Origin of the sequence: uncultured Tateyamaria sp. (assembly GCF_947488715.1) — a bacterium.
In the GTDB taxonomy this organism is placed as follows: domain Bacteria; phylum Pseudomonadota; class Alphaproteobacteria; order Rhodobacterales; family Rhodobacteraceae; genus Tateyamaria.
Map to the genome: position 1 here is coordinate 151,769 of NZ_CANLAG010000006.1, position 16,348 is coordinate 168,116.

The 16,348-nt window shown below is 62.4% G+C and carries 16 protein-coding genes; 8 read left to right on the top strand and 8 right to left on the bottom strand.

The features are described from left to right. The first annotated feature begins 74 nt into the window (after positions 1–74). From Q0936_RS14785 to Q0936_RS14795, 3 genes are read left to right on the top strand one after another with little or no spacing between them, the layout of a single operon-like run. On the top strand, positions 75–1,967 hold the full coding sequence (locus Q0936_RS14785; RefSeq protein WP_299298258.1) for a PAS-domain containing protein: 1,893 nt from the start codon (positions 75–77) through the stop codon (positions 1,965–1,967). Continuing rightward, a complete protein-coding gene (locus Q0936_RS14790; protein ID WP_299143551.1) occupies positions 1,964–2,665 on the top strand; it encodes a response regulator transcription factor in 702 nt (233 codons plus the stop codon). Before Q0936_RS14785 ends, Q0936_RS14790 begins: the two co-directional genes overlap by 4 nt. Positions 2,666–2,692: 27 nt before the next feature. After that, positions 2,693–2,920: a WGR domain-containing protein gene (locus Q0936_RS14795; protein WP_299143553.1), complete on the top strand. Its 228-nt coding sequence runs from the start codon at positions 2,693–2,695 to the stop codon at positions 2,918–2,920. Here the strand turns inward: Q0936_RS14795 and Q0936_RS14800 are convergent. From Q0936_RS14800 to fdhF, 3 genes are all read right to left on the bottom strand, one after another. After that, positions 2,917–4,104: a hydantoinase/carbamoylase family amidase gene (locus Q0936_RS14800; protein WP_299293160.1), complete on the bottom strand. Its 1,188-nt coding sequence runs from the start codon at positions 4,102–4,104 to the stop codon at positions 2,917–2,919. The two genes, Q0936_RS14795 and Q0936_RS14800, sit on opposite strands and share 4 nt — an antisense overlap. Positions 4,105–4,205: 101 nt before the next feature. Further along, on the bottom strand, positions 4,206–4,673 hold the full coding sequence (locus Q0936_RS14805; protein ID WP_299293163.1) for a hypothetical protein: 468 nt from the start codon (positions 4,671–4,673) through the stop codon (positions 4,206–4,208). Between the two features lie 79 nt (positions 4,674–4,752). After that, complete coding sequence (fdhF, locus tag Q0936_RS14810; protein ID WP_299293166.1) at positions 4,753–7,518, bottom strand: formate dehydrogenase subunit alpha; 2,766 nt, start codon at positions 7,516–7,518, stop codon at positions 4,753–4,755. A 150-nt stretch (positions 7,519–7,668) separates the two neighbouring features. Between fdhF and Q0936_RS14815 the strand changes: the two genes are divergently transcribed. The 5 genes from Q0936_RS14815 to Q0936_RS14835 all read left to right on the top strand — a co-directional run bounded on the left by Q0936_RS14815 (position 7,669) and on the right by Q0936_RS14835 (position 11,535). Then, entirely contained in the window at positions 7,669–8,712 is a 1,044-nt protein-coding gene (locus Q0936_RS14815) for an AbrB family transcriptional regulator (protein WP_299293169.1), read from the top strand. Positions 8,713–8,811: 99 nt separating this feature from the next. Further along, positions 8,812–9,465, top strand: coding sequence for a histidine phosphatase family protein (locus Q0936_RS14820; RefSeq protein ID WP_299293172.1), 654 nt, complete (start codon positions 8,812–8,814; stop codon positions 9,463–9,465). Between the two features lie 32 nt (positions 9,466–9,497). Then, positions 9,498–10,109 carry a glutathione S-transferase family protein gene (locus Q0936_RS14825; RefSeq protein ID WP_299293175.1) on the top strand — a complete coding sequence of 204 codons (612 nt, stop codon included), beginning with the start codon at positions 9,498–9,500 and terminating at the stop codon, positions 10,107–10,109. After that, complete coding sequence (locus Q0936_RS14830; protein ID WP_299293178.1) at positions 10,106–11,158, top strand: saccharopine dehydrogenase; 1,053 nt, start codon at positions 10,106–10,108, stop codon at positions 11,156–11,158. Before Q0936_RS14825 ends, Q0936_RS14830 begins: the two co-directional genes overlap by 4 nt. A gap of 53 nt (positions 11,159–11,211) precedes the next feature. Beyond that, positions 11,212–11,535, top strand: coding sequence for a hypothetical protein (locus Q0936_RS14835; RefSeq protein ID WP_299293181.1), 324 nt, complete (start codon positions 11,212–11,214; stop codon positions 11,533–11,535). 9 nt (positions 11,536–11,544) lie between these two features. Here Q0936_RS14835 and Q0936_RS14840 read toward each other — a convergent pair whose 3' ends face one another. The 5 genes from Q0936_RS14840 to Q0936_RS14860 are packed head-to-tail and all read right to left on the bottom strand — an operon-like array spanning position 11,545 to position 16,180. Further along, positions 11,545–12,282, bottom strand: a complete 738-nt coding sequence (locus Q0936_RS14840; RefSeq protein WP_299293184.1) for an SDR family NAD(P)-dependent oxidoreductase — start codon at positions 12,280–12,282, stop codon at positions 11,545–11,547. Then, on the bottom strand, positions 12,279–12,857 hold the full coding sequence (locus Q0936_RS14845; RefSeq protein WP_299293187.1) for a DUF3833 family protein: 579 nt from the start codon (positions 12,855–12,857) through the stop codon (positions 12,279–12,281). Before Q0936_RS14845 ends, Q0936_RS14840 begins: the two co-directional genes overlap by 4 nt. A gap of 1 nt (position 12,858) precedes the next feature. Next, the gene (locus tag Q0936_RS14850) at positions 12,859–14,127 is read right to left on the bottom strand and encodes an MFS transporter (protein WP_299293191.1); all 1,269 of its coding nucleotides are present in this window, start codon (positions 14,125–14,127) and stop codon (positions 12,859–12,861) included. Continuing rightward, a complete protein-coding gene (locus tag Q0936_RS14855; RefSeq protein ID WP_299293194.1) occupies positions 14,124–14,882 on the bottom strand; it encodes a DUF1365 domain-containing protein in 759 nt (252 codons plus the stop codon). Before Q0936_RS14855 ends, Q0936_RS14850 begins: the two co-directional genes overlap by 4 nt. Then, on the bottom strand, positions 14,879–16,180 hold the full coding sequence (locus tag Q0936_RS14860; RefSeq protein WP_299293197.1) for an FAD-dependent oxidoreductase: 1,302 nt from the start codon (positions 16,178–16,180) through the stop codon (positions 14,879–14,881). The genes Q0936_RS14855 and Q0936_RS14860 overlap by 4 nt, the downstream gene beginning before the upstream one ends. Positions 16,181–16,348 lie beyond the last annotated feature (168 nt).

A 16,348-nucleotide genomic window follows, 5' to 3' on the forward strand; every position in this document is an offset into this window, starting at 1 on the left:
CCCAAACCTTACGAATTGTAACAGCCTCACTCTCAGCGTTGTGTGCGGCTCAAAGACAGTGCTAGCCATGGTGTATGGCACAGGATCACACAGCCTCCCTTACCGCCTCTGGCCTGAACCTGATCGCGCAGGCGTTGACGATCTATGACCGCGATTTGCGGCTGGCGGTGTGCAATGCGCCGTTCCAACAGATGTTCGACCTGCCCAACGCGCTGGTCACGCCCGGATCGACCTTTCGCGAGACAATCACGCATCTGGCCCATCGCGGCGAATACGGGCCCGTAGACGATGTCGACACCTTCGTGCAGGAACGCGTCGATCAAGCCCTCGCGTTCGAGCCGCATTACATGGAGCGTACCCGCGCCAACGGCCGCACCATCAGCGTCGAAGGGTCCCCCCTGCCGCAGGGAGGCTGGGTCACCGTCTACACGGATATCTCGCATACCAAGTCCCAAGAGGCGCTCTTGCGTGCGCGCGCCACAGAACTCAGCGATCAGGTGCTGCAACATACTGAGGCGCTCAGCGCCACCAACCGCCAACTGGCCGCGACCGTATCCGCGCTCGAAGAGGCCAAGCGCCAGCTCACCCAGACCGAGGCGCGCACCCGTCTGACCACAGAAATGATGCCTGCCCATATCGCCCATGTGGACGCCTCCGGGCACTATACGTTTTCGAACAGACGGCTCAGTTCGGTGATCCCGGACCGCCCCACCGACATTGTCGGGCAACATATCTCGGATGCGCTGGGGGCCTTTGCCTATAGGCGGATCACGCCAAATCTCGCCCGTGCCTACAAAGGCGAAGCATCCGTGTTCGAATTCACCGACGAGGCCAGCGCGCGCCGCATCCGCGTCGCCTTTACCCCCGAAACATCCGGGGGCGTCTATATCCTGTCGATGGACATCACCGAAGAAACCCAGGCCCGCGTTGCCCTACAACAAAACCGCCGCCGCACGTTGGCAGCGCAGATGACGTCCGGCATGGCGCATGACTTTTCCAACCTGTTGACGATCATCCTCGGCCTACAGTCCAAACTGTCCCGTATTGACGGCCTGCCGGATCACGCGCGTGATCTGATCGGTGGGACACTGTCGGCCACCCGTCGCGGGGGCGAATTGCTGAACGCACTGGCGGACATGACCGCAGGCCGCGCAATGCGCCCTGCCGCGACGGACATTCAGGCACTGCTTTCGGATGTACAGACACTTGCACAATCCACAATGCCCGAAGGTCTCGCGTTGACCATGCACACCGATATCGACACGCCACACATGATCGACCCCGGTTTGGTCAAGGACAGCTTGCTGAATCTGGTTCTCAATGCACGCGACGCCTGTGGGACCTCCGGTGACATCACCGTCACGGCACGGGCGGTCCACGACACGTGGCTTGAGTTCACCGTGACAGATACCGGCCCTGGCTTTTCCGACGACGCCCTCGAACATGGTTTTGACCCCTTCTTTACGACCAAAGGGTCCGAAGGTTCCGGCATGGGTCTGCCAATGGTCTATGACATGACAAAACGTGCAGGCGGCGACCTGAAACTCGGCAATGGGCAGATGGGCGCGCATGTTCGGCTCCGCCTGCCGCTGCGCCCCGCACCACAACTGGCCGGGGCGCTTGTGCTGTTGGTCGAGGATGATACAGACCTGCGCCAACACTACCGCGACATGCTCATGGGGCTTGGCCATGCCGTGATCGAAGCCGCCGGTGTCGACGAGGCTATTGCCCTCACCGCGGATCTGCCTGACATCGGGCTGGTTCTGTCAGACATCAATCTGGGGGCCGGCACCCGCACCGGTGTCGATCTGGCCGCCCAATTGGGGGCCAGCCTGCCCGTGATCCTGATGACATCCCTGCCGCCCGGCGATCCCCTCTATCAAACCGCCACGCAAATCGCACCCGTGTTGCACAAACCCTTCGACGCAGGCGACCTTGCCGCACTGCTGCAGGCGGACGCGGCATGACAACACCCCTTGTCACCATCCTCGACGACGAACCGGCCATTCGCACCATCCTCGCCGACGCATTGGAAGAGGCCGGGTTCCGCACCTTGTCCTTTTCCCGCGCCTCCGCGTTCGAAGCGGCGTTGAAAACCCACAAACCCGATGTGTGCCTCGTGGATCTTGGCCTCCCAGACACGGATGGGCTGACCCTGGTGCACAAACTCGCCCTCGAACAAGGGGCCGCCGTCATCATCATCTCTGGCCGGGCCCAGGTGCAGGACCGCGTGACAGGTCTCGAACTGGGGGCCGATGACTATATCATCAAACCATTCGACCCCGCCGAAGTTGTGGCCCGCATCCGGGTGCGCCTGCGCACCCCACGGACCGCAACCCAAACCAGCCAGGTGGCGCAGTTCAATGGCTGGACCGCATCCTTTGACAGCTACACCCTGATTGACGAAAACGGCGGCGAGACCCCCTTTTCCCATGCCGAGGGCGAGGTACTGCGCCTTTTCCTCGACGCCCCCAAACGGCTGATCAGCCGCGCCCAAATGCAAGAGATGCTGGGTGGTGCTGCGGGCGACAGTTTTGACCGCGCCATGGATGTCCGTATCAGCCGCCTGCGCACCAAACTGCGCGAAGACCCCAAAAATCCCCGCCTGATCAAGACGATCTACGGTGCAGGCTATATCTTTCTCGGAGACGTGGAGTGGACATGACGATTCCACTCATGCAAGAATCACCCCATGATCGAAGCGCTCCTGTATCGACCCGGCCCACGCCACCAACGGTTCTACCGGGTTGAAATCACGCTCAACCTCTTTGCCGAGGCGTCCGTGGTCATTGAATGGGGCCTCGCGGGTGGCACACCCTGCCGCCGTGTGACGTGCCACAGCGACCTGCGCGCGGCCTCAACCGCCGCTGACCGCTACCGCAAACGCGCCCTGAACCGTGGATATGCACGGGCGGGCTAAAGCCCTGCGGCATGCGCCAGCACCTGCAAACCCGCAACCAGGTCGGCCTCGTCCGTATCCTCGTCAAAGGCATGGCTGATCCCACCGATGGACGGCACAAACAACATCGCCACAGGCATCAACCGCGCCACGTTGGTCGCATCGTGCAAGGCACCCGACGGCATGCGTCGCCACGCACCGGGCGCCACCACATCTGCCCCGGCCTCAAGCCGCGCGCGCAGGTCTGCATCCATCGCCACAGGCTCCAGGCCCAACAGCGGCCCTTTATCGACACCCAGTTCCATCTCGGCGGCTACTTCGCTCAGCACCTTGTCGATGACTGCCTCCATCCGCGCCAAACGATCCGGATCGCCGTCACGCCACTGCATCGAAAACCGCACCTCACCCGGCACAATAGACGACGCATTGGGTGCAACCGACACATGGCCGATGGTCCAGACACTCTGCGGCGTGACCACATTCCGCAACCGGTCATTCAACCGGGCTGAAAACGCAACCAAGCCCTGAAACGCGTCCCGCCGCAACGCCATGGCCGTGGTGCCCGCATGGTTCTGTTGCCCGATCAGTGTGATCACCCGGTCGCGGATGCCAACGATGTCCGTCACAACGCCAATGCGCTCCCCTGTAGTATCCAGCGTCGCCCCTTGTTCAATATGCAATTCGACAAACCCGGTGAATTGTGCGGGATCAACGGCACCAGTTACCCGATCCCCCACCACCTGACGCGCCGTGCCAAGCGTCACTCCGTCATGATCCAGCAACTCATCTGCATCCGCGAGGGCCAAGCCACCGGACCACACGTTCGATCCTGTTGTGACACCGAAACGGCCTTCCTCATCCTGAAAGGACACAACCGAAATCGCAGGCCCGCCCGCTTCGACACTGGCCCGCGCCACTTCCAGCGCCGCCACCACACCCAGCGCCCCATCCAGCCACCCGCCCTGAGGCTGGCTGTCCGAATGTGAGCCCAACAGCAACGATGGCGCACCCGCCAAACCAAACAGATTGCCCATCGCATCGCACTGCACGCGCAACCCTGCGGCATCCATACGCTCCGCCAACCAGTCCCGCGCCGCCATATCCGCGTCACTATAGGCAGGCCGCACAACACCCTTGCCCACACCCGCCGCACCAAAACGCCGCAAGTCATGCAAATCCTGCAAAAACCGTTTGGGATTCACCACCGCACAGGTTTCCTTTCGCCCAAAATACCTTGGGGAGTTTGAGGGGTGAAACCCCTCATTCACAAGACAAAATCGCGTGCGCCGTCAGGCGCGCATCCGGATCACCAGAAAAGGGTCAACCGTTTCATATGCGCCCGCAGCATCTCGACAGTACCTGCAGGCACATCCGACTGTCCCCGAACAAAAAGCACACTGCGGATCATCTCTGGGCCATGCGCCCGATCCTGGTAAAACACCGTCGTATCCATGGACCAGACACCGCCCAAGTCCTGAGACATCTCAAGCCCCACAAGACCCCCGGGCGCCATGCGCACCGGACGCGTCTTTAGACAACGGCCAACGCCGTCGACCGCCCAGCTCGCGCAATCGTGCGCCCGCAACCGCTTCAGATCCGCAAGCCCTTCGGCAACACCCATACCCTGTGGCAACGCAACCACCTGCAAACGCGCCGTGACCCGCCCGGAACACGCCACACAGGCATAGATCACATCACCACCTTCGACGCTGATCTCCCAAACGCCTGCACCCTCCATCTGCGTCAGAAGAACGGACTGGACCAGGACCGACAAGCAATCCGACACCGTCTCCGCTACGGCACAACCGGTCAAGCACATCCAGATCGCTGGCCACAAAACCCGCGCACTGACCCTATTCCGCTGCAACCGCATCCGCCGCGGCCTCGACCCGAACAGCCGAAAACTTGAACTCAGGGATCTTGCCATAGGGGTCCACCGCCGGGTTGGTCAGAATGTTCGCCGCCGCCTCGACATAGGCAAAGGGCAGGAACACCATATCCGGCGCCACCGCGCGATCCTCGCGCGCCATGATCTCGATCGACCCGCGTTTCGTGGTCAACTGCACCATCCCACCCGCAGGGACACCCAGCTTGCGCAAGGTGCTGGGATGCAACGAACAGTTCGCCTCCGGCTCCACCGCGTCCAGCACCGTGGCCCGCCGCGTCATCGACCCGGTGTGCCAATGCTCCAATTGCCGCCCGGTGGTCAGGATCATGGGATACTCCGCATCGGGCACATCATCGGGCGGGATCACCGCCGCAGGCGTGAACCGCGCGCGCCCATCCGGCCGCGGGAACCCGTCGCCAAACACAATCGGCTGGCCAGGATCCTCGGGCGACAGCGACGGATAGGTCACTGCATTCTGCCCCTCCAGCCGCTCCCAGGTAATGTTGTTCAGCGACTTCATGTTCAGCTTCATCTCGGCAAACACATCCGCCGGGCTCTGATAATCCCAACCCAGCCCCAGCCGTTTCGCCAGTTCCACCTCGATCCACCAGTCCTCGCGCGCCTCACCGGGCGGCGGCACCGCGGGCCGCCCCATCTGCACCTGACGGTTGGTGTTGGTCACGGTCCCCGTCTTTTCGGCAAAGGCCGACGCAGGCAGGATCACATCCGCATAATTCGCCGTTTCGGTGATGAAAATGTCCTGCACCACCAGATGATCCAGCTTGGCCAACGCATCCCGCGCATGTTCCACATCCGGGTCCGACATCGCGGGGTTCTCACCCAGAATGTACATCGCCTTGATCTCATCCGCATGGACCGCATCCATGATCTCGGTCACGGTCAGCCCTTTTTCGTTCGAGAAATCGCCAGACCCCCAGACATCCGTAAACGCCGACCGCACACCGTCATCCGTCACCGTTTGATAATCCGGCAGGAACATCGGGATCAGCCCCGCATCCGACGCGCCCTGCACATTGTTCTGCCCCCGCAACGGATGCAGCCCGGCACCGGGCCGCCCGACCTGTCCTGTCATCAGCGCCAGCGAGATCAAACACCGCGAATTGTCCGTCCCGTGAATGTGCTGGCTCACGCCCATGCCCCAGAAAATCATCGCCGACTTCGCCCCGGCAAAGGTGCGCGCCACATCGCGCAGCACCTCCGCATCGATCCCGCACATCTCGGCCATCTTTTCAGGCGCAAAGCCCGCCAGATGCGCCTTCTCCGCCTCCCAGTTTTCGGTATAGGCGTCGATATACTGCTGGTCGTAGAGGCCTTCCTCCACAATGACATGCATGATCGCGTTCAGCATCGACACATCCGCACCCGGCCGGAATTGCAGCATATGCGACGCAAAGCGTTTCAGTGCCTGTCCCCGCGGGTCCATCACGATCAACTTGCCACCACGTTTGGTGAACTGCTTGAAATAGGTGGCCGCGACCGGATGGTTCTCGATCGGATTGCACCCGATTGCAATCGCTACATCCGCATTCTCGATCTCGTTGAACGTCGCGGTCACAGCGCCCGAACCCACATTCTCCATCAACGCCGCCACCGAACTCGCGTGACACAACCGTGTACAATGATCGACGTTGTTGTGACCAAATCCCTGACGGATCATCTTCTGGAACAGGTACGCTTCCTCGTTCGTACACTTGGCCGACCCAAAGCCAGCAACCTCACGACCACGCCCCTTCAACCCGTTCGCCGCGAAATCCAACGCCTCGTCCCAGGACGCTTCCCGGAAATGCGTCGACCAGTTGCCCGGATCGACATTCAGCCCCTTGGCAGGCGCATCCTCGCGCCGGATCAGCGGCTTGGTCAGGCGGTGATCGTGGTGGATGTAGTCAAAACCAAAACGCCCCTTCACACAAAGCCGCCCCTCGTTCGCAGGACCATTGATGCCCTCGACATATTTGACCTTGCCGTCCTTCACCCTCAGCGAAATCTGACAGCCCACACCACAGAACGGGCAAATGCTCTCGACCTCATCATCGTAATCCGCGCTGTCGCCGACCTGAGCCTCATCTACAACGGTGGACGGCATCAATGCCCCGGTCGGGCAAGCCTGCACGCACTCGCCGCAAGCGACGCACGTCGACTCACCCATCGGGTCAGCCATGTCAAAAGTCGGATAGGCATCATGCCCGCGCCCCGCCATGCCGATCACATCGTTGACCTGAACCTCCCGACACGCGCGCACGCACAACCCGCACTGAATGCACGCATCAAGGTTCACCGACATCGCCACGTGGCTGTCATCGAGCAGCGGAATGCGCCCTTCTTCCAGCTTGGGAAACCGGCTCTCTGCCACGCCGTTCATCTCGGCCATATTCCAAAGATGCGCCGACTTGTCGTGTGCCACATCGCGCTCCGGCTGATCGGCCACCAACATTTCGACAACCATCTTGCGCGCATTTTCGGCCCGCGCCGAATTGGTTGTAACCACCATCCCCTCGGACGGCTCACGAATACACGAGGCGGCCAGGACCCGCTCTCCCTCGATCTCGACCATACAGGCGCGACAGTTGCCGTCAGGGCGATATCCGGGCGCAGGCTTGTGGCACAGATGCGGGATCACAAGGCCACGGCCATTGGCCACTTCCCAGATGGTCATGCCGGCTTCGGCCTGCACTTCGGCCCCATCCAGCGTGAATGTCACCTTATCCGTCATCGCGCACGTCTCCCTGATGCTCACAGTATTTTAGCCCAGCGCCACGCGCCAAAGGACTCCCAATCCCGACACCGCGCCCCGGTTTTGCGCCACACAGGTTTCCGATCCGCAACCATTGCTCCGACCCGGCAACAGGCGTAGCCATGGCGCATGCTGACCCGCCCCACCGCCCAAAGCCTGCGCGTGACAGGCCAAACCCTGATCGTTGGTGCCATTGGTGCGGCACTGGCAGAGATCGCGAACGCACCCATCGCGGTCCTCACCGGTCCGGCCCTGCTGGTCAGCGTTGCGGCTCTTGCAGGCCTGCGCACCGGCATCGACGACACGGTGCGCAACCTCGTTTTCCTGCTCGTTGGCGTCAGCATCGGCAGCGGCGTAGACGCCTCCTCGGCACAGGCGATGCTGCGCTGGCCATTGGCCTTTGCCGCCCTCGGCGTGATGCTCTGGGCGACGCTGTGGCTCTGTGGCCAGATCCTGCAACGCGGCTTCGCCATGGACCGGCGCAGCGCCTACCTCGCCGCTGCCCCCGGCCACCTCAGCTTTGTCGTCGGCCTGTCAACAGGCCTCGGCCTCGACACAACCCGCATCGTGGTGATCCAGTCCGTGCGCCTACTGGCCCTTACGCTGACCGTACCCGTGATTGCCCTCGCCTTCGGTTTCGAACTGACGGGCCAGGTGCTGCCCAGCGGCGCGCCGATGCACTGGATCGACCTGTTCAACCTGCTGGCCCTAGGCTACATGCTGGGCCACGCGCTGGACAAGATCGGCCTGCCCGCGCCACTGCTGATCGGCGGTATGGTGGCCTCGTCAGTGGGCCACGCCACCGCATTAACCCCCGGCTTTATGCCAAACTGGCTCGCCTATGCGGGTCTGATGACCGTCGGCACGCTGATCGGCGCGCGGTTCAACGGCCTTACCCGTGCGGCCTTTGCCCAATCGCTCGGCGCGGGGCTTCTTGTCACCGCGCTCACCGTGCTGATGGCACTGGCCGCTGCATTGCCAGTGGCGCTCGCACTCGGCTTTGACCCTGCTCATGTGCTGGTGGCCTTTGCCCCCGGCGGGTTGGAAACCATGATCGCCATGGGCATTGTCCTCGGCGCCAATCCAGGCTTTGTCGCGGCCGCCCACGTTGCACGGCTGCTCTACCTCACGGTCATGCTGCCCGCCTTCGTGGGCCGCATCAAACGCGACTGACCCTTCATTGTTCCGATAAATATGCCCGCCGGAGGCACCCGCACTTTCCACACACCCTCCGGTGACCTAGAACCAAACAAACACCAGCCACAGGCGCCCATGTCCCACATCACTCTTATCCGCCACGGTCAGGCCAACACCCACGCCAAGGACGAAGCCAGCTATGACCAGCTCTCCCCGCTGGGGCACCAGCAGGCGGCGTGGCTTGGTACCCATATGCGCGACACACACCAGCACCACGCGCGGCTCTATACCGGCACCCTGCGCCGCCACCGCGAAACCGCAGACGGCATGGACACCGGGCTGGACGCCACCCGCGACGCGCGCCTGAACGAGCTGGAATACTTCACCATGGCGCAAGCACTCGAGGCCGAGCACGGCATTGCCGCGCCGCAAGACCCCAGCCAGTTCGTGCACCACTTTCCCGTGGTCCTCGCCCATTGGCGCGACGACAAGCTCGAGGGCGCGCCCGAACGGTTCAGCGCCTTTGAAAACCGTATCCGCGATGTCCTGCGCGAAATCGGCGACGGCACGGGACCCGCTTTGGTGGTGACCTCCGGCGGGTTGATCGCGATGACCATGCGGCTCCACCTTGGGCTGGACATCTCTGCGATGGCGAATGTCGCGCTGGCGATCGTGAACACGTCCATACACCGTCTGCACCCCATCGGCGGCACCTGGTCACCGGTGATGTTCAATGCCGTCCCACACCTTGAACCACCCGACCGGCACCACGCACAGACCCACGTCTGATCAGACCCGCTGACCCAACCCAAGGACCCGACATGAAACTGCACTACGCACCCGGTACGATTTCCATTGCGGTCGCCATTGCGCTGCATGAGGCCGGACTGGACTACACCCCGCAAAAGCTCGACTTCCGCGCGGGCGAACAGCGCACGGATGCCTATGCGCGGATCAATCCCAAGGGCCGCGTTCCCGCATTGGAGACCGAAGGCACGATCCTCACGGAAACCGGGGCGATCCTCGACTATCTGGCCGCCCGTGCGCCGGGTCTGATGCCTGCCGATCCGCTGGATGCCGCGCGTGCCCGCGCCGTGATGTATTACCTCGCGTCTACCATGCACGTGAACCACGCCCACAAGATGCGCGGCAGCCGGTGGGCGGATCAGGACAGCAGTTGGCAGGACATGGCCGCCAAGGTGCCGGAAACCATGGCCGCGTCCGCGCAATTCGTCGAAGACACATGCCTGACCGGCCCCTACATCCTCGGCGAGACGGCCTGTATCGCTGACGCTTACCTGTTTGTGGTCTGCACGTGGTTGCCCGGCGACGGCGTTGACCTTGCGCCATACCCCAAACTGCGCGCCTTCATGGCCGCGATGGAGGCACGCCCAAGCGTCCAGACGGTTCGGGGCAACGGGATGTTGCCATGACACATCTCTGGGTGCGCGCCGAACAGCGCGACAACGAAACCCGCGTTGGCCTGACGCCACAAGGCGCGGCAAAGCTGATCGCCGCCGGTCTCACCGTCACCGTCGAAGACAGCGCCACCCGCTGCATCCCGACCGACCGCTATGCGCAGGCCGGTGCCACCATCGCGCCAGAGCACAGTTGGCCGGATGCGCCCGACGATGCCGTTGTTTTTGGCCTCAAGGAACTGCCCGACGATGGCACGGCGTTGCGGCACCGTCACATCATGTTTGGCCACGCGTTCAAGGGGCAACCCGCCGGACAAGTGCTGCTGCGCCGGTTTGCAGAGGGTGGAGGCACGCTGTTTGACCTGGAATACCTCGTGGACACCGACGGCCGCCGCGTCGCCGCATTTGGGTACTGGGCCGGATACGCAGGCGCGGCCGTCGCCCTGACATGCTGGATCGCCCAGCAAAAAGGCCACATCGCTGGCACCGTCAGCCCATCGCCCAGCGCCAGCCACATGCTCGCTGATCTTCAGGCGGCACTGGTGTCGACAGGCACCCACCGCCCCACCGCGTTGATCATCGGCGCGCTTGGCCGCGTCGGCACGGGGGCTGCGGATCTCTGCAACGTGATGGGCGTTCCGACGACACGCTGGGACATGGCCGAAACGGCATCCGGCGGCCCCTTTCCGCAGGTGTTGGCGCATGATATTTTCTTCAATTGCATCCTCGCGCGGCCCGGCACGCCGGTGTTTGTCCCCGCGGGGACACCCCACCAGCCGCGCAAGCTGACCGTGATCGGCGACATCGCCTGCGACCCCGACAGCGACTTTTCCCCGATCAAGGTCTACGACCGCACAACCACATGGGAGGCTCCGGCCCTGCGCGTCCATGATGCGCCACCACTGGACGTCACAGCCATCGACAACCTGCCCTCCATGCTGCCGGTCGAAAGCAGCGAGGACTACGCCGAACAGCTTTTGCCCAGCCTGCTGACGCTCGGGGAGATGGATGCGGGCGTCTGGGCACGGGCCAAAGACACCTTCGACGCAGCCCAGCGGGGATGATGCGCGCGCAGTACCATTTTCGCCCCGGCCCGCACGGGCTGCGGGCGTGGGACATGCGCAAGATCGTGGCACAGGCAGAACACCTGCCCAGTCACGATGTGCCACTGACAGAGATCGCGGAAATCGACGAGGATTGGTGGTTTGCCGAAGGTGGTGTGCCGTCGCCGCGCGCGTTGACCGATCACATGGCGATGGTTCAGCAGGTGGATCGGGCCTATCCGATCATCCTGGATGCAGAGGGGCGTTTGATGGATGGTATGCACCGGGTCGTGCAGGCGTTGCTGGCGGGTGACACCATGATCAAGGCCATTCGACTGCCCAGGACACCGGAACCCGATTTCGTCGGCGTCGCGCCCGAGGACTTGCCCTACGACTGACGCGCCCCGTCAGGCAAAGATGCGGTAGTAGAGCCAATCCGGCAGGAATTGCGACCCACGAAACAGCAGCGAAAAGAACGTCGGAAAGCTTTTTTTGAAGTGGTCCGACACCATCAGTTCGACCATCTCGCGCGCTGCATCCTCGGGTTCCATGATGAACGGCATCTTGAAATCGTTCTTTTCGGTCAGCTGCGTCTTGATGAAACCGGGGTTAGCGACTTGGACGCGCACACCTGTGTCGCGCAGGTCGGCGTGCATGCACTCGGCCAGCGACATGGTCGCGGCCTTGGACGCCGTGTATCCGATAGAACCGGGCAAGCCGCGGAACCCGGTCAGGGACGACGTGACCACGATGTGACCCGCATCGCGTTCGATAAATTTCGGCACCACCTGGCCCAGCACGCGCATGAAACCGGTAAAGTTGATGTCGGCCATGGCCACCGCCTGATCCGCATCCCATGCCTTGGCCGAGAACGGCCAGTACACGCCCGCCAACAGCACCAAACCGTCGATGTCGCCCACCGCTGCGGCGGCGTCCCGCACGCTTTGGTCATCCGAGATGTCTATGGTCTGAAACGATGCCTTGCCCGGCAGCTCAGCCACCAGTGCTGTCAATTTGTCCTCGGACCGGGCGGACACGACCACTTCGACGCCCATGCGGCTCAGATGATGGGCGAGCGCCTTGCCCAACCCATCGCTTGCGCCCACAAGCCAATACCGTTTGCCCGCCAGATCCATGTCACTCATGCTGCTTCTTTCATCTCCTGTGGTGCGGGGCGCATGGTCGCGACCAGCTCTGCCACTTTGATCCCGTATTTACGGAACTGCGACCGGTTCACGATGGTTCCATTGGGTGCCAGATACATCCAATCCACGGTGTCCAGAACGTGCCCGCCCGATGCCTCAGGCAGGCGAAACCTGTACTTCAACTGAACGGAGTCGCCGCTTTGCTGCCCCGTACCCTCGCCGACCACATCGTCGGCCAGCGCCTTTATGCCCCCGTCATTGCCTAACGTCAGATGCCAGCAGCGGTCCTGCCGCGAGCCATCGTCATAGTGAAACGTCTCGTTCATCGTGCCCTTGTTACCGTCCCAGTGGCAGTCGAACTCGCCGACAAAGCGCGACGATACGCGGCCTGTCGGGCCGTAGATCACGCCTTCGCAGACGATGGGGCCGTTCAAATGTGTTCGCACGTCAAACGCATTGTCCGCCGAGGCGTAGTCGTCAGGGGATTGGCCGAGGAAATCGGCATAACGGGACCGCGACCAGCCCAGGGCAAAGATCACGACGGCGCCGATCAACACATAGATCAGTTCTTCCATCTCAGGTCTCCTTCAGGTCCGTGGTGGCCAGCAACAGGACGGCCACCACCTTGAGGCCGCAGGGAACAGCGGCATAGAGCACCGTCAGAAGCATCAGTGCCTCAGGCGGTGAGCTGGCCCCGGCACCACTGACAAAACCCGCCTGCTCAAGCGCAGGCAGCAATGTCACGGCGGCAAAGGCCAATGTGAATTTCGAAACGAACGCCCAGAGGCCAAAGCCCTCGGCAGCAGAGGGGCTGATCCGGGCCATACGCGTCGCAAAGACGGCAGGCAGCAGGGTCAGGTCCGCGCCCAATGTGGCCCCAGACAGCGCACAGATCACCGCAAAGACAGCCCAGTCCCCCGGACCAAGTGTCATCGCGCCTGCAAAGGCGCATATGGCCAGCACCATGGCAGACAGCAGCACCGGCTTGACCCCGAACCGCTCTGCCAGCCGCCCCCAAACGGGGGCCGCAATGGCCGCCGACAGGAAAAAGAGCAACAACAGCGGTCCTTCGAACCCGGCCGCTTCCAAACGGCTTTCGACAAAGAAGAGAAAGAGAGTCGAGCTGACCGCAACAGGTGCTGCATTGACCAATGCAATGACCAACAGGCGACGCGCCAGGGCATCGCCAAGCACGGCGCGAAAGCCGACCGAGGCGGGCAATCCGTTGTGCACCCATTCGCCGCGCATCATCACCACTGCGGCGAGGGCGAGCACAGCAAAACCTACGGCGAACCCGGCAAAGGGCGCGCCCATGACTGTACCCAGCATCACCGGTGCAATCGCTGCGGCACACACCCCCAACAACGCCCCCGTCTCGCGCCACTGCGCCAGACGCAGGTGGCCCTGCCCCGGCAGTTGGTCGGCCTTGATCACCCCTTGGGCGTAAAAGTTGATGGTCAGAAAACTGAAAGCCGAAAACACCCCCGTCAGCATCAGCGCAAACCAGAGCAGCGGTGGCAACAGCGGCGGGATCGCAAATAGCCCCAACATCGAGAGCGCCATGACGGTTGTCCCGATCAGAACACCCGCCCCGCGCTTGCTGCGCAGTGTTTCAGACAAACGACCGAACAGCGGATCCTGCACCACGTCCAACAACCGCAGACCAAACAGAACAGCCGCCAGCGCGGCAAGCGACACACCATATTCATCCACGTAAAACTTGGGCGCGTGGATATAGATCGGCAGACCAGCAGAAGCCAACAGCGCGGCGAACACCGCGTAAGCTGGCAGCCGATGGGCCTTGGCCTGATGTGCCGGATACTGATGGGTCTGCGTGACCGTCACCGCGACACCTCTTCGGTCGGCGGGACGGGGCGGGCGCGGTATGTGGCGCGCTTGATCCACAGCTTGAGCGCCTGCCAATGGATCAACCCGAGAACCCGGCGCGACCCAAAGGGGCGGCGCAGGATGGCGCGAAGGATCGACCCATTGCTGAGAGCGGCACGACGTCCGGTCAGCGTGGCGATCAGGCCACCCTCACCGCGGGAATAGTCGATCCAGATACCCACCCGGTCGTCGCGGATGTCGAAACGGAACTCATAGCCGCCTTCGACGGGTTGAAAGGGCGACACGTGAAAAATCTTGGTCGCCTGCATCCGGTCTTCGGCCGCAATAGGGCGCACATCCGGATGCGACACGAGATAGCTGTGGCGGTCGCCAAAGGTGTTGGTGACCTCGGCAATCACGGCGATCAAGGCGTTGTCCGCGCGGCGGCACAACCAGAAACTGACAGGGTTGAACACGTGCCCCAGCACCTTGGGCTGCGCCAGCAATTCAATGCGGGTCACCCCCGTGATCTGATGCGCCTCAAGCACTTCGCGCACCCATTGGGCACCGCGTCCGGCCTTGGGCGTGCCACCGTGGTCGACATCGTCCAGCGCCATCACACCCCGGCCATTGCGCCGAAACAGGCCCGGCGTAGTCACGTCGGCCTCTGCATCCAGCAGCATGTAATCCACCGAATAGCGAAACGCGTTTTCGATCGCACCCTTGCGCCCGTGATAGGTCACGCCCGCGATATGATCGACGGTCGAGGTCATTCTGCCGCCACCTGCAATGCCGGCGCCGCGCGCAAGGCACGGGCAACGTCCAACCCGCTGGTCAACCCGTCCTCGTGGAAGCCGTGGCGCATCCATGCCCCGCAGAACCACGTATGATTGACCCCGTTCATAGCCCTTACCGCGTCTTGCGCGGCCAGAGCGGCAAGGTCGTAGACCGGGTGCCGCAGCACGGTCTGATCATATATCTTGTCCTCGCGAATGGTACGTTTGGTGTTCAGCGTGACAAAATGGGGGTCGTCCATCGGAACCGGTTGCAGCGAATTGATCCAATAGGTCAGGTCAATCCGGTCATTCCGGGCATTGCGGTCCTCGGTATAGACCCAGCTGGACCATGTCTGACGGCGTTCAGGCATGATCGCCTCATCGCAGTGCAGCACGATGTCATTCGCCTGGTATTTGATGGCGCCCAGCGCATCCTGTTCGGCGTCGGTCGGGTCATCCAGCATCGCCAGACTGTCGTCCGAGTGGGTGGCAAAAATCACCTCGTCGAACACCTCCCACGTGCCGCCCCAAACCTTGATCTGTGCACCACCGGCTGTGCGCCGCACGGCCTGTACCGGGGCCTTGAGCCGGATGTCAGCACCATAGCCCAACAGCGCGGCCTCCAACCTGCGGACATATTGCACCGAACCACCATCGACCGTGTACCACTGGTGCTGACCTGTTGTGTTCAGCAGGGCGTGGTTTGCAAAGAACTGGATCATCGCATGGGCAGGGAAATCCATGATCTTGTCCGTCGGCGTGGACCAGATCGCGCCACTGAGTGGCAGCAGGTAAAAATCGCGGAACCAATCGCCCGTTCCCATCGCCTCAAGAAACTGCCCAACTGTACGTGTCCGGTCGGCATTGGCCACCCGAAGCGCATCGCGGTTAAAGCGGAAAATATCGCGCACCATGCCCAGGAACCGGGGATTCACAACATTCGATCGCTGCGCAAAGAGCGCGTTCAGGCTGGCCAGACCGTATTCCAGACGCCCGCCGTCGATGGACGCGCCAAAGCTCATGTTTGATTTCACAACCGGCACGTCCAGTTCGGCAAACAGGTCGGCCATGTTGGGATAATTGGCATAGTTAAAGACAAGAAACCCCGTATCCACTGGCTGATCCCCGCGTTTGCCTGCCGTGATTGTGCGGGCATGCCCACCCAAACGCGGCTCGGCCTCGAACAGGGTCACGTGGTGATCGGACGCCAAAGCATAGGCAGCGCCCATCCCAGAGATGCCGCCCCCGATGACGGCGATGCGTTTGCGGGGGGCTGGTGGATTTTCAAAAGGCATAAAAGTCAGGCGTCCCTGTGGTTGTCGTGTATTGAACTGTGTACGGCATTGCGCGCCAAACGGATGTGGAAAAGCCGGAACTTTATTTTTGATCCAATTCACAAGTGCTGGCGTAGACGAGATATGTACGCGGGTTTAGACACGTCAGAGGCAGCAAGTCGACCGAAA